Raw genomic sequence first — 14329 nt, forward strand, 5'->3', positions numbered from 1 at the left:
CCAGCTGGCACGGCTTGCTTATTCGGCAGCCGCCAGCTTGTCCTGCGTTTTGGTCTCGAAATCGCTGGCGTCGTGGCGCTCGTGCAACTGGCTCGACGGGTCGCCGGAGAGGCGGTTGACCATCCGGCCGCGCTGCACCGCGGGCCGGCTATAGATATTGTCGGCCCAGCGCAACACGTTTTTATAGTCCCCGACTTGCAGGAATTCCGCGGCCTCGTAGCTCCAGCCCTTCACCAGGCCGCCGTACCACGGCCAGATGGCAATATCGGCGATCGTGTATTGACTGCCTGCCACATATTCGCTTTCGGCAAGACGGTGATCGAGCACGTCGAGCTGACGCTTCACCTCCATCGCGAAGCGGTCGATCGCATATTCGATCTTGGTTGGTGCATAGGCGTAGAAATGGCCGAAGCCGCCGCCGAGATAGGGCGCGCTTCCCATTTGCCAGAACAGCCATGACAGGCATTCGGCACGCTCACTCGGCTCGGTCGGCAGGAAGGCGCCGAACTTCTCGGCGAGATAGGTGAGGATGGCGCCGGATTCGAAGACGCGGACCGGCTTCGGGCCGCTGCGGTCCATCAGCGCCGGGATCTTGGAGTTGGGATTGACGGCGACGAAGCCGCTGCCGAACTGGTCGCCCTCGCCGATCCTGATCAGCCAGGCGTCATACTCAGCACCGCCATGACCGAGCGCCAGCAGTTCCTCGAGCATGATCGTGACCTTCTGGCCGTTCGGCGTTCCGAGCGAATAGAGCTGCAGCGGGTGGCGGCCGATCGGAAGCTCCTTCTCATGTGTCGGTCCTGCGATCGGGCGATTGATGTTGGCGAATTGGCCGCCATTCGCCTTGTTCCAGGTCCAGACCTTCGGGGGGATATAGTCGGAGGTACCGCTCATCTTTTAAACTCCTGGCATTGATCAGATAGAGTGCGACGCCGGTTGGGTCGTCGCATTTTTCCTGACATAGCAGAGGCGATGAGGTTTTGTCACAGCTATCGGAGCGGCTTCACGCAATCGTCAGAGCCTTGGCAAGGTTGATGAAAATCTGCCGATTCAGGCCGCACCCTCGCCTTCATGATTGACCGCCGTCCGGGTACCGGAGGAGAACATGATCAGCGCGAAGAGCGGTTCGGTGCCGAGCGCGCGCGCCCAGTGACGGATATTGCGGGGAATGCGGATCGCATCGCCAGGTTCGAGCCGATAAAGCGCATCGCCGAGCTTGTGTTCGCAACTGCCGGAAACGACGTAGAGGATCTCCTCGCAGTCGGGGTGCGAATGCAGCTGGTTGCGTTCGCCGGGATTGATGCGACAGGTACCGAAGGTCATCTCGGCGCCGGGCGTGCCGTCGCCGGTGATCTTCCAGTTGAGTTCGCCCCAACTGGTCGGCATGAATTCACCGCCAGCTTTCCTGAAAATCACATCGGTATCGCTCAAGGCTGTCCCTCCCTGTCAGAGATTGGTGGTGACGCCGGCATTCGTGCGTCTGTAGAATTCGAAGAGCTTCATGATCTCGCGGGCGATTTCGAGCGTGCCCCTTGATATCTGGGTGCCGGCAAGGATCGCATCCGTCAGATGCAGGATCTCGGGCACATAGCCGAGATAAAAGAGATTGTTGTTATAGAGCTGGCCGAGCGAATGCTCAGGCTCATAGAGCAAAGCGGCATTCTCGTCCGGCTGGATGAAGCTTGCGGCGCGGCCATAGGACGGCAGGTCCGCCTTGCGGAAATACGTCAGACGGCTGCCGTTTTCGATGATGGCGTTGGCGCCTTCGCCGATGATCTCCACGCGCTCGAAGATGCTGCCGCCCGACTGGCCGGCGGCGAGGTGCAGCGTTCCGATCGCGCCGGAGCGGAAGCGCAGGCTGGTGACGCTTGCCCCGGCCAACGGCTCCCACTCATAACTGGCACGCTCTATCTCGCCGCCGAGGAAATTGAGGATCGCGCCTGGATGGTAGATATGGTCGAGAAAGCTCTGCATCTTGACGAGATCGGCGCGGTCTTCCGGCCTCGGCAGGCTCTGGGGATAACGGACATTGATCGAGGTCAGCCTGCCGAAACCCGGCGAGCCGATCAGATCCTTGAGTTTCTCGATCGTCGGAAAGAAGGTCTTCTTGAGACCGGTCATCACCATGCGGCCGGCCGCCGCACTTGCCGCCTGCAGCATTTCGATATCGTCGATGCTTGCCGCTGTCGGTTTTTCCATCCAGACGTGCGCGCCCGCTGCAAGGGCGTCGAGCGCCAGATCGGTCGCCTGGACCCGGCCGTCGGGATGATAGGCGGTGACGAGAAAGACCAGCTCCGGCTTTTCTCGCTCCAGCATCTCGCGATGATCGGTATAGGCCTTGCCGGCGCCGAAGAGTTTTGCGAATTTCTCGGCGCGGCCGAGATCGAGATCGCAGATGCCGGCAAGTTCCACCGGCGCATACCGCAGCGCCGGATAGACATTGCGATAGGCATGGCCGCCGGCGCCGATGAAGCAGGCCTTGATGCGATGGTCGAATTCGAAATTGTAGCGGATTTCCCGCTGGACGTGATGCGACATGGTCAGCCCTTGATTGCCCCCTGCGTCAGCCCCTCGGTGAAGCGGCGCTGCATCAGGATGTAGAGAAGAATGATCGGCAGGAACGAAATGACGGTGCCCGAGAAGACCAGGCGATAATCGGAGGCATAGGTGCTGGCGAAACGGACCAGCCCGAGCGGCAGCGTCTGTACCTTCGGGCTGATCAGCACGATCAGCGGCAGGAAGAAATCGTTCCAGGTGGAAAGCGCGCTGATGATGACGAGCGCTTGCACCGCGGGTGTCGAGATCGGCAGAAAGACCTTGGTGAGGATCTGGAAATGCGAAGCGCCGTCGATCTTGGCGGCCTCGATCAGATCGTCCGGCACGCCGATGAAGAAGCTCCGCATCAGGAAGATGCCGAAGGGAATGCCGTTGCTGACCTGCACCAGCACGATACCAGCAAGCGTGTTGACGAGATTCAGTCCGAAGAGCACCTGGTAGAGCGGGATGACGATCGCCTGGACCGGCACGGTGAGCCCGAGGATGAAGGCGTAGAACAGCCATTCCCGGCCGGGGAATCGGATCTTGGCAAGCGCATAGCCGGCCGGCGCGCAGGTGATGAGCGACAAGGCGACGACGCCGACGAGGTTGATGAGGCTGTTGCCGACGAGGTCCCCGAAGCCGCCGATCTGCCAGGCGTCGAGATAATTCCGCCACATCAGGTCGGCGGGCCAGGTGAAGGGATCGGCCTGGCCAATCTCGGCCTCTGTCTTGAAGCTCGAGATCACCAGCCAGACGAAGGGAGCGAGGATCAGAATCAGGACCGGGGTTAGCGCCAGCGCCACCGGCCATTCGCGATTGCGCACACTCATTGGGAAAGCCTCGCGCGCCAGCGGTTGAAGACGATGGTGATGGCGATCGCAAGCAGGCTGAGCAGGATGCAGAGCACCGCCGCAAGCCCGTGATCCTGGGACTGGAAGGCAAGCCGGTAGATGTAGGTGGTGATCAGTTCGCTCTGATAGAACGGGCCGCCATTGGTCATGACGAAGACCGTGGCGAAGCCTTTCAGGCCATTGATCATCGCCAGCGAGACGACGAAGGTGGTCACCTCGCGAAGCCCCGGCAGCGTGACATAGATCAGCTTCTGGAAGGCGTTGGCGCCGTCCACTTCCGCCGCGTCGTAAAGCGAGTGGTCGATATTCTGCAGGCCGGCGATGAAGAGCAGCATGTAGAGGCCGAAGCCCTGCCACGAGCTTGCGACATTGACGGAGAACAGCACCAAAGCGGGATCGGAAAGCCATCCTCGCGTGAACGCGCCGAGCCCGATCCGCGTCAGGGCCGTGTTCAGCAGGCCGAAAAACGGGTCGTAGATATTGGCCCAGATGACGCCGACGACGGCGAGCGACACCAGATGCGGCAGGAAGAAAGCGGTGCGGAAGAAGACTTGTGTCACTCTCAGTCTGCTGACGGCAAGCGCCAGCAGCAGACCGAGGCCGCCGGCCATCACCACATGATAGGCCAGCCAGAGGAAGGTATGGACGAGGCTCTTCCAGACGATCGGATCCTGCGCCGCCTTGGCGTAATTGTCGAGGCCGACGAAGCTCGCGGAGGTATTGAAGCCGGCGGAACTGTTGAAGCTCAGCCAGAAGGTGGCGGCGATCGGCAGCAGCGTGAAGACGGCATAAAGGGTGAGCGCCGGCGCCATCAGCCAGAATGCGGTGCCGGCATCGCCATCGGCTGAGCCGGACCCGGCTACCCGGCGTTTGGACATACGGGCGGATGTGCCACCCGTATGTCCCGCCATGGCGGGGACGGTGCTGAGAGGAGCCACGACCTTGCCGCCGGGCGTTTCTGGGATGACCACTATTTCGCCTCTGCCATCTTCGCCTGGATCTGCTTCATGCCGTCCTCGCCGCCGATCTGGCCGGAGATCAGGCCCTGAATGACCTGGAAGTAGGTGTCGAGCACGGGGCCTGGCAGATAGACGCTCGGATTGTAGCCGACGCCGCCTGCGGCAGCCGCGAAGATGTCCTTCAGCACGGGGGTCGGCGGCTCGACACCGGGAATTTCGCGCGGATAGATCATCGTGCTTGCCGGATCCTGCGCGCGCTTCTTCATCACGGCATCCGAAAGCATGAAGTCGATCCACTTCATCGCAAGCTCCGGCTGCTTTGAGTTGACCGGAACGAGCCAGCTCCAGCCGACGCCGCCGGTGGGGATATCAGCACCCTTGATGTCAGAAGGCATGGGCGCATAACCGGCGTTGGCGAGGTCGTAGCCGGCCTTGCGGGCATTGGCGGTGAACCAGGGACCGGCAACGAACATGGCCGCACGCTTGTTGAACCAGAGGCGCGAGGCGCCGTCGAGATCGAGGCCTGCCATTTCCTTCTTGATATAGCCCGCCTCGATCAGCTTCTGCAGCCGGACGGCGCCGGCGGCGACCGATGGGTCGTCGAAAGCGATCTCGCGGCGCAGCGCCTTGCCGATCACTTCCTTGCCGCTCGCCGATTGCAGTAGGTTGCCGAAGAGGTGGCCGGCGCTGCCCGGTGTGCGCGGACCGATGGCGATCGGCTGCAGCCCGGTTTCTTCGATCGCCTTCATCAGCGTTTCGAACTCGGCCCACGTCGCCGGCATTTTCCAGCCCGCCTGCGCGAAGAGATCTTTGTGATACCAGATGCCGAGAGCATCGAGCCCATCCGGAACCTCGTAGATTTCCCCGCCGAACTGGCCCTTCAGCTCGGTGTAGAGCCAGGGATAGATCTCATCCTTCCAGCCGCGCTTTTCATATTGTTCGGTGAGCGGCACGACCTGCTTGGCGTTTTTGACGACGCTGATGCGGCCGATACCGGAATTGGTGAGGATTACGTCAGGCCCGGCATCCGACTGGATCGCCGCCTGCACCGCGCCGTTGCTGATCGTGCCGGTCGGCGGCATGAATTCAACCGTTACACCGGGATTGGCCTTCTCGAAATCGGCCTTGATGCCGTTCCAGAGCTGCGCGACCAGCGGTTCGGTGATCTGCTCCGGACCCCACATTTTCAGGGTCTCGGCATGCGCCGGCAAGCTTAAGGCGATCATCGCCGCCAGTGCCGTTGTCCGGGCCAGAAATTTCAGCATTGTTCCCTCCTCCGGGCCGCTCCTTGGCCACGTTTTCCGCTCGTTGAAAGGAGACCTCCCTCTCCTTCATTCACCCGGCTAACGCGCCGGATTTTCTTTCTGAAAGCGCGCCATGACGGCCTGCTGGACGTCGCTGATATGCGCGTGCATCAGCGCCTTGGCGCCGGCGATGTCGCGCGCCCGGAAAGCCTGCAGGATCTGATCGCGCTCCTCGGCGGCCCTTTCGGCCAGGTCACGACTCTCATTGGCGATCGAGCGGCAGATCTGGATCTGCAGCGCGAGCCGCGCCAGCGTTTCGACCAGCGGCGCGCTTCCCGAAAGGTCGGCGATGGTCTCGTGAAATTCCTTGTCGCGGATGCCATAGGTCGCCATGTCGCCGCGGCGCAGTGCCGCCACCGCCTCATCCAGGATGCGCTCGAAGTTTGCGATATGCCGGTCGCTCATCTCCGGAACGGCGAGCTCGACGGCGAAGCATTCGAGAGTCTTGCGCAGATTATAGAGGTCGTCGATCTCCTTCGGCGTGAAGCTGCGCACGAAGAAGCCGCGATACGGCCTGATCTCGATCAGTCCTTCCTTGGCAAGCGTTCCTATGGCCTCGCGGAACGGCGTGCGGCTGACCTGCAGGCGCTCCGTCAATTCCTTCTCATCGATCGAGACGCCGCTCGGCAGTTCGCCGGAGACGATCAGGCGAACGATCTCCTCGTAGATCCGTTCACGAAGGGTGAGGTGGCGAGGTGCGTTCATGATTTCTGTTTCCGTCTGGCGTTCATGATTTAAGTATGCAATATGCGAAGGAATATACAATATGGAAAATACAAAAAGCAGGAACTTTATCGAAGTATGTGAAAATTGATCGAAAAGAGGAGGAAAAACAATGGGAAAGGTCTATATCGTCGGTACCTGCGACACCAAGGGCGCTGAATTGAACTATGCCAAGGAGGTGGTTCTTTCGGCCGGAGCCGATGCGGTGCTGGTCGATGTCGGCACGCTGGGGGACGGCGCGGACGCCGATATCAAGGTGCGCGTAGTCGCCCAATTTCATCCCGCCGGTGCGGCGGCCGTCCTTGGACAAACGGACCGGGGGACAGCGGTTTCGGCCATGGCCAAGGCGTTGACGGCTTTTCTCAATTCGCGTGGCGACATCGGTGCCGTGCTCGGTCTTGGCGGAACCGGCAATACCGCACTGGTCACGGAGGCGATGCGGGCACTGCCGATCGGGGTGCCGAAACTGATGGTCTCGACGGTCGCCTCAGGCAATGTCGCGCCCTATGTCGGGCCGAACGACCTCACCATGATGTATTCGGTCGTCGACGTCGCCGGCCTGAATGCCATCTCACGCAAGGTGATCGGCAATGCCGCCAATGCGGCGGCCGGCATGGTCCGCAACCCCATTCCCGCCTCGGCGGATGACCGGCCGGGCATCGGCATGACCATGTTCGGCGTCACCACTTCCTGCGTCACCCAGGTTCGCGAGATGCTCGGCGAGACGCATGAAATCTACGTCTTCCATGCCACCGGCGTCGGCGGCCAGTCGATGGAGAAGCTTGCCGATTCCGGTCTGCTGCAGGGCGTGATCGACGTGACGACGACGGAGGTTCCCGATCTCCTTGTCGGCGGTGTTTTTCCGGCGACCGAGGATCGCTTCGGTGCCATCGTCCGCACCGGCCTGCCCTATGTCGGCTCGGTCGGTGCCGTCGACATGGTGAATTTCGGCGCGCGGGAAACGGTGCCGGCAGCCTTCCGCGACCGCAGGCTCCACATCCACAACGCGCAGGTGACACTGATGCGAACCACGCCGGAAGAGAACAGCAGGATCGGCGCCTTCATCGTCGACCGGCTCAACCGGATGCAGGGGCCGGTTCGTTTCCTGCTGCCGCTTCAGGGCGTTTCGGCAATCGACGCCGCCGGTCAGCCGTTCCACGATCCCGAAGCCGACGCGGCACTGTTTTCCGCCATCCGGACCGGCTGGCACGACGCGCCGAACAGGCGCCTCGTCGAGGTCGATGCCCATATCAACAGCCCGGAATTTGCCGTCGCACTCGTCGCCGGCTTCCATGAGATCCATGCCTGAGGAGAGAGTTTTGACCCGTATCGATAGAAACGACATATTGACCAAGCTTCGACGGAAGATCGCCGAGGGCCGGCCGATCATCGGCGGTGGCGCCGGCACCGGCCTTTCCGCCAAGAGCGAGGAAGCCGGCGGCATCGACCTGATCGTGATCTATAATTCCGGCCGTTACCGCATGGCCGGGCGCGGCTCGCTGGCCGGCCTGCTGGCCTATGGCAATGCCAATGAGATCGTCAAGGAGATGGGCCGCGAGGTGCTGCCGGTTGTGCGCCATACGCCGGTGCTTGCCGGCGTCAACGGCACCGACCCCTTCATGCTTCCCGATCACTTCCTCGACGAATTGAGGGCAATGGGTTTTGCCGGCATTCAGAATTTCCCGACCATCGGGCTGATCGACGGCACCTTCCGCGCCAATCTCGAAGAGACCGGCATGGGCTTCGATCTGGAAATCGACATCATCGCCCGCGCCCACGCCAAGGACATGCTGACGACCCCTTACGTCTTCAGCAGCGACGACGCCGTGGCCATGACCAAGGCCGGCGCCGACATCGTCGTCTGCCATCTCGGCCTGACCACCGGGGGCGCGATCGGCGCCGAAACGGCGCTGACGCTCGACGGCTGCGTGGAAAAGATCAACGCGTGGTCGGATGCCGCAAGATCGGTGCGCAACGACGTCATCGTGCTCTGCCACGGCGGGCCAATCGCCATGCCCGCGGATGCGGCCCATGTGCTCGCCCGCTGCAAGGGCTGCAACGGCTTTTACGGGGCAAGCTCGATGGAACGCTTGCCGACCGAGGTCGCGATCAGGGCGCAGGTCGAGGACTTCGCAAAGATATAGGCGCGGCTTCGTCCGGCTGCACGCCAACGGCCGGCGATGAGCTATGGCATGACCATCGCGCCAGAGGCTTGCTGGGAGCGAAGGATCTGGTCCAGCTGTGCGACGAGGGCGCGGCTGCCTTCCACATCCTCCGCCAACCTGGAGAAAACATCCGCCATGCCGCGGAAGATGGTTGCCGCCGGATCGCCCTCTCCGAGGAAATCGGCAATCTCCTGCATTTCGGCAACCCAACGATAGGCCTTGGGATACATGTCTGGAATGGATTTCGACAGCTTGCGGTCGAAATCGGGAAGGCTTTCGGAGAGCTCGGCCTTCAGGCTCTCAACCGCGCCCGAGCGCGATGCGGCAAGCAGCATGGCAGCGCCAAGGCCGATAAATCCCTTGTTGATGCCGGCATAACACATTTTCAGCGCCGAAGCTGCGCCGAGCGGTCCGTCCAGCCTGCGGACCCGTAAGCCGTAATCTTCGAGCAGTCTGCTTCGCTCCGCGCCGTCGCCGCTGACATAAAGGGTCGGACCTGATTTTCCGGCAACCGGCGGCCCTCCGATGATAGCGCCGTCCAGCACCGTCACGCCGATGCCGTCGAACCGGGCTGCAAGCGTCTGCATTGTCTTCGGTGCAATTGCATTGAGGTCGATGAAGGGCGGCGCCGGCGTCCTCGCCGATATGTCGGCAACCAGTTCGGCGACTATGAGTGCCTCAGCTGGCGGAACGATCGACAGGATCAGCTCGGCTTCGGTCAGCTCTTGGCGGCCGACCGGCACCATGCCGGTTGTCTTGGCTCGCACGATCGTCTGCTCGCTTCGGCCATCGAGGCAAGTCAGCACCGTAGCGCCATGCTCGATCAATCGTTTGGCGACCGCGCTTCCCATTGCGCCCGCTCCGATAATGGCAAAGCTCGGCATCTGAAACCTCGATGTTGTGACGGCACCCGCATGAGAGTTACCGCCGATCGGGCGGTCGTCAACTGCGACAATGCGGCTGAATTCTCGTCTTGAGGCGGCCGATGGTTGCCAATATGCCGGCGGCAGTCCGGCTTGACTTTAGTCAAAGCAGACGCTGTGGATAGCCTTATGATCAGGCAAATGACTCGCATTCGAGGATATTGATCTCAATGTATCGCACGATCATCTGCTGCATCGGCATGGGCTCGAGACAGACGGCCAACCGTCTGCTGCGCCGGGCTGCGGCGCTGGTGGATGAAGGCGGAACGATCGTCGTCATGCATGTCATCGAGAATATCCCGCGCCACCACCTGACCGGTGTCCCCGAGGAATTCGAGACGGCTGCCATTATCGACGCCGAACGGAAACTTGCGTCGCTGTGCAAGGAGCTGGACATCCCGGCGATGATCGAAGTTCGCATCGGCGTTGCCGCCTCGCTGCTCGTCTCGGCCGCAAGGGAGAGAGCAGCCGATCTCATCCTGCTGTCATCCCACGTGCCCGATATCACCGACTATGTCTTCTCCTCGATCGTCGAGAAGGTCGTGCGCCATGCAGGGTGCTCGGTTCTCATCGACCGGCGCCTCGATCATGCCGGAGAAGATTCTGCGGCTCAAACAGAAGACGTCGTTTCGCTCTGATCCTGGCGAGCCTCCGCCGATCATGGCATGACGGGATTTTGACGCTTGGCATCCCCTCCCCTGCGGCGGACCGGCAACCTATATCAATCCCAACCCAACCAGCAGTATTCACTGCCCGACCGGAGATATGCATGAGCCAGGATCCTTATGAGCTTCTGGGCGTGAAGCGAGATGCGACGCAGAAGGATATTCAAAGCGCCTTCCGCAAACTCGCCAAGAAACTTCACCCCGACCTCAACCCCGGCGACAAACACGCCGAGGACAGGTTCAAGGAAATTTCGACCGCCTACGAGATTTTGAGCGATGAGGAAAAGCGCGGCCGCTTCGACCGCGGCGAGATCGATATGTCGGGCGCCGAGCGGGCCCAGCGCAACTATTATCGCGATTATGCCGCGGCCAGCGGTCCCAACGATCCCTATCACAACAGCGCCGGCTTCGCCGATTTCGGCGACGCCGATGACATCTTTGCGAGCTTCTTTTCGCGCCGCACCGGCGGTGGCCGGTCGCGCAGCCAGGGTCAGGATCGGCGGTTCTCCATGGAGGTCGATTTTCTCGAGGCCGTCAACGGCGCCAAGACCGAGATCAAGTTTCCCAATGGCCCCGCGCTCGAGGTGCAGATCCCGCCGGGAACCCGCGACGGCCAAACCTTGCGGCTGCGCGGCAAGGGTGAACCGGGCATTGGCGGTGGGCCAACGGGCGATGCGCTGATCGAGATTCGCGTGCGGCCCCATCGCTTCTTCACGCGTGACGGCGACGACATCCGCCTGGAACTGCCGATTTCGCTCAGCGAAGCCGTGCTCGGAGGCAAGGTTCGGGCACCGACGCCGTCCGGACCGGTCAGCCTGACGCTGCCGCCGCATTCCAACACCGGCAAAGTGCTGCGTCTCAAAGGCAAGGGTGCTCCGAAACGCGGCGGTGGACACGGCGACGTCTACGTCACCCTGAAGATCGTATTGCCCGACCGCCCCGACGAGCGGCTCACGTCTCTGGTGGAGGAATGGGCGGCCGCACATCCATACGATCCGAGAAAGAACATGGAGGCCTGATCATGGATGATCTCGAATTCCGTCTTTACTTGAAAATCGATGTCGTCCAGCTCGACTTCTGGATCGAACACGGCTGGCTGATCCCGGAGACGTCGAGCGGAGGGCGGCAGTTTCGCGAAGTTGACGTCGCCCGTGCCCAGCTCATCCTCGATCTCATCGGCAATATGGGTGTCAACGAGGCCGGCGTCGACGTCGTCATGAACCTGGTCGACCAGCTCCACGGCCTGCGAGGAACGATGAGCAAGCTCATGACGGCGATCAGCCGCCAGGAGCGCGAGGTCCAGCAACGGCTGTTCGATAGTCTCCAGAATATCGACCGGCTTTAGAAATTGGCCACGTGCGTCTCTTCAGGTTGTGTACCAGTAGCGGACGATGTGGAAGAACAGCGGCGCCGCGAAGGTGATAGAGTCCAAGCGGTCGAGCACGCCGCCGTGACCCTCGATGACATAACCCCAGTCCTTGGCGTTGAGGTCGCGCTTGATCGCCGAGAGTACGAAGCCGCCGAAGAAGCCCGCGACGACGATGACCGTGCTGACGGCCGCCGCCTGCAGCGGCGAGAACGGCGTCAGGCGATAGAGCAGCGTTCCGACAAGGATGGCCGAGGCGCCGCCGCCGAAGAGGCCTTCGAGCGTTTTCGATGGGCTGATATTCGGCGAGAAACGATGTTTTCCGAGAAGCTTGCCCCAGACATATTGGAAGACGTCGCTGAGCTGCACGACGATGACGAGATAGACCAGGAGAAGGGCCGAGGGCGTGCCGGTCTGCAGCATCAGAAGTGCGGGAGCATGGCTGATCGAATAGACTGTCAGCATCAATCCCCATTGCACCCTGGCGGTGCGCGCCAGGAATTCGTTGACGTCGCCTGTCAAAGTCGCCACTGCTGGCAGGATCAGGAAGGCATAGACCGGGATGAAGATCGCGAAGAGGCCGTACCAGAGTGTCCCGAGTAGCACATAGTGCACCGGCAGCACGACGAAGAAGGACAGGAACAGCGCCAGGTGATCGCCGCGCCGCGATGGCGTCAGCGTCCAGAATTCGCGAAGCGCCATGAAGGACAGGAATGCGAAGAGGACGACCACCGCAGTATCGCCGAGCAGTATCGCACCGCCGAATATTGCCACCATGATCCACCAGGAGCGGATTCGGGCATTGAGATTGTGGACGGTCGCGACGGATCCGGGCTCGGTCGCGCGCCGCTGAAGGATGAAGCCGATGGCCGAGGCGACCGCCAGCAGACCGAGGATTGCGGCAAGCACGATGGAGAAAAAGCTGCTCATGCGATGTGCTTTCCGTCCGCCAACTCGATGACTGCTGCACGGGCGCGGGCCAGGAACACGTCCTTTGCTTCGCCCGGTTCGATGCGCAGCGGCTTGCCGAAGCGCGCCGTGCAGGTGATCGGCACGATGAGCCAGCTTCCCTTCGGCAGGATGCGCTGAAGATTGTCGAGATGGATCGGCACGAGATCGACATCGGGGAAACGGCAGGCAAGGCGATAGATGCCGCTGCGGAACGGGGCGATCTCCTCGCTGGCGCTTCTCGTGCCTTCCGGGAAGATCAGGACCGAGCGCCCCTCCTCGAGCAGGCGCTCGACCGGCTCCAAGGGGTTGCTCTCGGGCAGAGGCTTGCGGTCTATCAGGACGGCGCGCAGGCCTTTCTCGGCAATGAAACGCCGAAAAGCGCTCGTTCCCCAGTAATCGCGCGCCGCGACCGGGTGGGTCAGCCGCCGCACCGGCCACGGCAGCGCAGCCATGACGGCAACGGTATCGACATGGCTGTTGTGATTGGCGAAATAGATGCGGCGGCGGGGGTCGGGCGTACAGCCCCGCCACTCGCTTCGGGCGCCGACCATGATCCGGACGAACAGCACGAGAAGGCGACGGACGAGCGCGACCGGCCAGGACGACGACCGGCTCGCGATCGGCCGCCCCGAGGCGTCTTCTTCTTCACCCATTTCAATTTCCCCAACCCAATTGATCTATGCATAGCCTGCCGGAGTCGTCGCGCCAAGCCCTGCAAACCCGGCCCGAGAAGCACGGCGGCACCGCGCGTGCAGCCCTGCCATATCTCGTTCTTTCAGCCAGGTCGTGGCGACCGATCAGCCTGATTTTTAAGCTCATTCGTTGCTTGACACATTTTTGGGCGTTGCTATGATTTTTGAACCAAATGGTAAAAAAAGGGGAGCAATCAATGACCAAAGACATCCTGATTTCACGCCGGGCAGTCATCGCATCGGGCATTGCGCTTGGCGTCAGCGGCTTCGCCCCGCTGGCAAGGGCTGCTGCGCCGTTGAAAGTTGCCGGCATCCATGCGTCGCCGGTTGAAAATGCCTGGAACTCCTGTCTGCACAAGGCCCTCCAGGATGCGGCCAAGGACGGCGTCATCGAATATGTCTTCTCCGAGGGCGTCTCCGGCACCGATTATCCCCGCGCCATGCGTGAATATGCCGAACAGGGCAACAAGTTGATTATCGGCGAGGCCTATGCGGTGGAAAAGGAGGCGCGGCAGGTCGCGGCCGATTATCCCGATACCGCTTTCGTGCTGGGTTCAAGCGGCGAGCAGGCCGGCGACAATTTTGGCGTCTTCGGCACCTGGAACCATGACGGCGCCTATCTCGCCGGCATGCTGGCGGGCAAGATGACCAAGTCGAACATCGTCGGTTCGGTCGGCGCCATTCCGATCCCCGAGGTCAATATGCTGATCAACGCCTTTGCCGCGGGCGTCAAGGCGGTCAACCCCAATGCCAAGCACCTCGTCTCGTTCATCGGCACCTTTTTCGATCCGCCGAAGGCCCGTGAAGCCGGTCTTGCCCAGATCGACGCCGGCGCCGACATCCTGTTCGGCGAGCGCATCGGCACGGCCGACGCTGCCAAGGAACGCGGCATTAAGTCGGTCGGCTCGCTGGTCGATTACACGCCGCGTTATCCGGATACGGTGTTTGCCAACGCCATGTGGTATTTCCGCCCGATCCTCAATGCCGCGATCGCCGATGTCGCTGCCGGCAAACCAGTCGGGAGGAACTACACGTCTTACGGCCTGATGAAGGAAGGCGGCAGCGATATCGTCTTCGTCAAGGGCGTTGCGCCTGCCGAGGCGGAGGCCGCGATGGAAGCCAAGCGGGCGGAGATCAAGGCCGGCACCTTCGAAGTTCCGAAGTTGATGGAAGAGCCGAAGTAGTTCGCCCC

Annotated in this window: 16 protein-coding genes; 6 read left to right on the top strand and 10 right to left on the bottom strand. The window is 61.8% G+C overall.

Going from position 1 to position 14329, the window contains the following annotated elements; genetic code table 11:
- Positions 1-18 precede the first annotated feature (18 nt).
- The 7 genes from yghU to NL154_RS31415 form a co-directional block, all read right to left on the bottom strand.
- The gene (yghU, locus tag NL154_RS31385; protein ID WP_210633567.1) at positions 19-894 is read right to left on the bottom strand and encodes a glutathione-dependent disulfide-bond oxidoreductase; all 876 of its coding nucleotides are present in this window, start codon (positions 892-894) and stop codon (positions 19-21) included.
- Positions 895-1050: 156 nt separating this feature from the next.
- Positions 1051-1431: a cupin domain-containing protein gene (locus NL154_RS31390; RefSeq protein WP_210633568.1), complete on the bottom strand. Its 381-nt coding sequence runs from the start codon at positions 1429-1431 to the stop codon at positions 1051-1053.
- Between the two features lie 15 nt (positions 1432-1446).
- Positions 1447-2538, bottom strand: a complete 1092-nt coding sequence (locus NL154_RS31395) for a Gfo/Idh/MocA family protein (protein ID WP_221124355.1) — start codon at positions 2536-2538, stop codon at positions 1447-1449.
- Positions 2539-2540: 2 nt separating this feature from the next.
- Complete coding sequence (locus NL154_RS31400; RefSeq protein ID WP_434734650.1) at positions 2541-3368, bottom strand: carbohydrate ABC transporter permease; 828 nt, start codon at positions 3366-3368, stop codon at positions 2541-2543.
- On the bottom strand, positions 3365-4300 hold the full coding sequence (locus NL154_RS31405; protein ID WP_221124357.1) for a carbohydrate ABC transporter permease: 936 nt from the start codon (positions 4298-4300) through the stop codon (positions 3365-3367). Before NL154_RS31405 ends, NL154_RS31400 begins: the two co-directional genes overlap by 4 nt.
- Positions 4301-4359: 59 nt before the next feature.
- Positions 4360-5613, bottom strand: a complete 1254-nt coding sequence (locus NL154_RS31410) for an ABC transporter substrate-binding protein (protein WP_221124353.1) — start codon at positions 5611-5613, stop codon at positions 4360-4362.
- Positions 5614-5691: 78 nt separating this feature from the next.
- Complete coding sequence (locus NL154_RS31415) at positions 5692-6357, bottom strand: GntR family transcriptional regulator (protein WP_221124352.1); 666 nt, start codon at positions 6355-6357, stop codon at positions 5692-5694.
- A gap of 130 nt (positions 6358-6487) precedes the next feature.
- Between NL154_RS31415 and NL154_RS31420 the strand changes: the two genes are divergently transcribed.
- Positions 6488-7684 carry a Tm-1-like ATP-binding domain-containing protein gene (locus NL154_RS31420; RefSeq protein ID WP_210633573.1) on the top strand — a complete coding sequence of 399 codons (1197 nt, stop codon included), beginning with the start codon at positions 6488-6490 and terminating at the stop codon, positions 7682-7684.
- On the top strand, positions 7677-8519 hold the full coding sequence (locus tag NL154_RS31425) for a phosphoenolpyruvate hydrolase family protein (protein ID WP_210633574.1): 843 nt from the start codon (positions 7677-7679) through the stop codon (positions 8517-8519). Before NL154_RS31420 ends, NL154_RS31425 begins: the two co-directional genes overlap by 8 nt.
- A 41-nt stretch (positions 8520-8560) precedes the next feature.
- Here the strand turns inward: NL154_RS31425 and NL154_RS31430 are convergent, their stop codons facing one another.
- Positions 8561-9424 carry a DUF1932 domain-containing protein gene (locus NL154_RS31430; RefSeq protein ID WP_434734651.1) on the bottom strand — a complete coding sequence of 288 codons (864 nt, stop codon included), beginning with the start codon at positions 9422-9424 and terminating at the stop codon, positions 8561-8563.
- A 209-nt stretch (positions 9425-9633) separates the two neighbouring features.
- On the opposite strand from NL154_RS31430, the gene NL154_RS31435 reads away from it, so the two are divergent.
- The 3 genes from NL154_RS31435 to NL154_RS31445 all read left to right on the top strand — a co-directional run bounded on the left by NL154_RS31435 (position 9634) and on the right by NL154_RS31445 (position 11473).
- On the top strand, positions 9634-10101 hold the full coding sequence (locus NL154_RS31435) for a universal stress protein (RefSeq protein ID WP_210633576.1): 468 nt from the start codon (positions 9634-9636) through the stop codon (positions 10099-10101).
- Positions 10102-10232: 131 nt separating this feature from the next.
- On the top strand, positions 10233-11147 hold the full coding sequence (locus NL154_RS31440) for a DnaJ C-terminal domain-containing protein (protein ID WP_221124348.1): 915 nt from the start codon (positions 10233-10235) through the stop codon (positions 11145-11147).
- 2 nt (positions 11148-11149) lie between these two features.
- Positions 11150-11473, top strand: coding sequence for a chaperone modulator CbpM (locus NL154_RS31445; RefSeq protein WP_210633578.1), 324 nt, complete (start codon positions 11150-11152; stop codon positions 11471-11473).
- Between the two features lie 21 nt (positions 11474-11494).
- Here the strand turns inward: NL154_RS31445 and NL154_RS31450 are convergent, their stop codons facing one another.
- Positions 11495-12424, bottom strand: coding sequence for a phosphatidate cytidylyltransferase (locus NL154_RS31450; RefSeq protein ID WP_210633579.1), 930 nt, complete (start codon positions 12422-12424; stop codon positions 11495-11497).
- Positions 12421-13098: a lysophospholipid acyltransferase family protein gene (locus tag NL154_RS31455; protein ID WP_247241822.1), complete on the bottom strand. Its 678-nt coding sequence runs from the start codon at positions 13096-13098 to the stop codon at positions 12421-12423. The genes NL154_RS31450 and NL154_RS31455 overlap by 4 nt, the downstream gene beginning before the upstream one ends.
- 236 nt (positions 13099-13334) lie before the next feature.
- Between NL154_RS31455 and NL154_RS31460 the strand changes: the two genes are divergently transcribed.
- Positions 13335-14321, top strand: coding sequence for a BMP family protein (locus tag NL154_RS31460; RefSeq protein ID WP_210633580.1), 987 nt, complete (start codon positions 13335-13337; stop codon positions 14319-14321).
- Positions 14322-14329 lie beyond the last annotated feature (8 nt).

It is taken from the genome of Rhizobium sp. YTUHZ044, assembly GCF_051123975.1.
Taxonomy (GTDB): domain Bacteria; phylum Pseudomonadota; class Alphaproteobacteria; order Rhizobiales; family Rhizobiaceae; genus Rhizobium.

Coding starts and splice junctions, on each gene's coding strand:
- yghU (WP_210633567.1), bottom strand. CDS start 894: ATGAGCGGTACCTCCGACTATATCCCCCCGAAGGTCTGGACCTGGAAC.
- NL154_RS31395 (WP_221124355.1), bottom strand. CDS start 2,538: ATGTCGCATCACGTCCAGCGGGAAATCCGCTACAATTTCGAATTCGAC.
- NL154_RS31400 (WP_434734650.1), bottom strand. CDS start 3,368: ATGAGTGTGCGCAATCGCGAATGGCCGGTGGCGCTGGCGCTAACCCCG.
- NL154_RS31405 (WP_221124357.1), bottom strand. CDS start 4,300: ATGGCGGGACATACGGGTGGCACATCCGCCCGTATGTCCAAACGCCGG.
- NL154_RS31410 (WP_221124353.1), bottom strand. CDS start 5,613: ATGCTGAAATTTCTGGCCCGGACAACGGCACTGGCGGCGATGATCGCC.
- NL154_RS31415 (WP_221124352.1), bottom strand. CDS start 6,357: ATGAACGCACCTCGCCACCTCACCCTTCGTGAACGGATCTACGAGGAG.
- NL154_RS31420 (WP_210633573.1), top strand. CDS start 6,488: ATGGGAAAGGTCTATATCGTCGGTACCTGCGACACCAAGGGCGCTGAA.
- NL154_RS31425 (WP_210633574.1), top strand. CDS start 7,677: ATGCCTGAGGAGAGAGTTTTGACCCGTATCGATAGAAACGACATATTG.
- NL154_RS31430 (WP_434734651.1), bottom strand. CDS start 9,424: ATGCCGAGCTTTGCCATTATCGGAGCGGGCGCAATGGGAAGCGCGGTC.
- NL154_RS31435 (WP_210633576.1), top strand. CDS start 9,634: ATGTATCGCACGATCATCTGCTGCATCGGCATGGGCTCGAGACAGACG.
- NL154_RS31440 (WP_221124348.1), top strand. CDS start 10,233: ATGAGCCAGGATCCTTATGAGCTTCTGGGCGTGAAGCGAGATGCGACG.
- NL154_RS31445 (WP_210633578.1), top strand. CDS start 11,150: ATGGATGATCTCGAATTCCGTCTTTACTTGAAAATCGATGTCGTCCAG.
- NL154_RS31450 (WP_210633579.1), bottom strand. CDS start 12,424: ATGAGCAGCTTTTTCTCCATCGTGCTTGCCGCAATCCTCGGTCTGCTG.
- NL154_RS31455 (WP_247241822.1), bottom strand. CDS start 13,098: ATGGGTGAAGAAGAAGACGCCTCGGGGCGGCCGATCGCGAGCCGGTCG.
- NL154_RS31460 (WP_210633580.1), top strand. CDS start 13,335: ATGACCAAAGACATCCTGATTTCACGCCGGGCAGTCATCGCATCGGGC.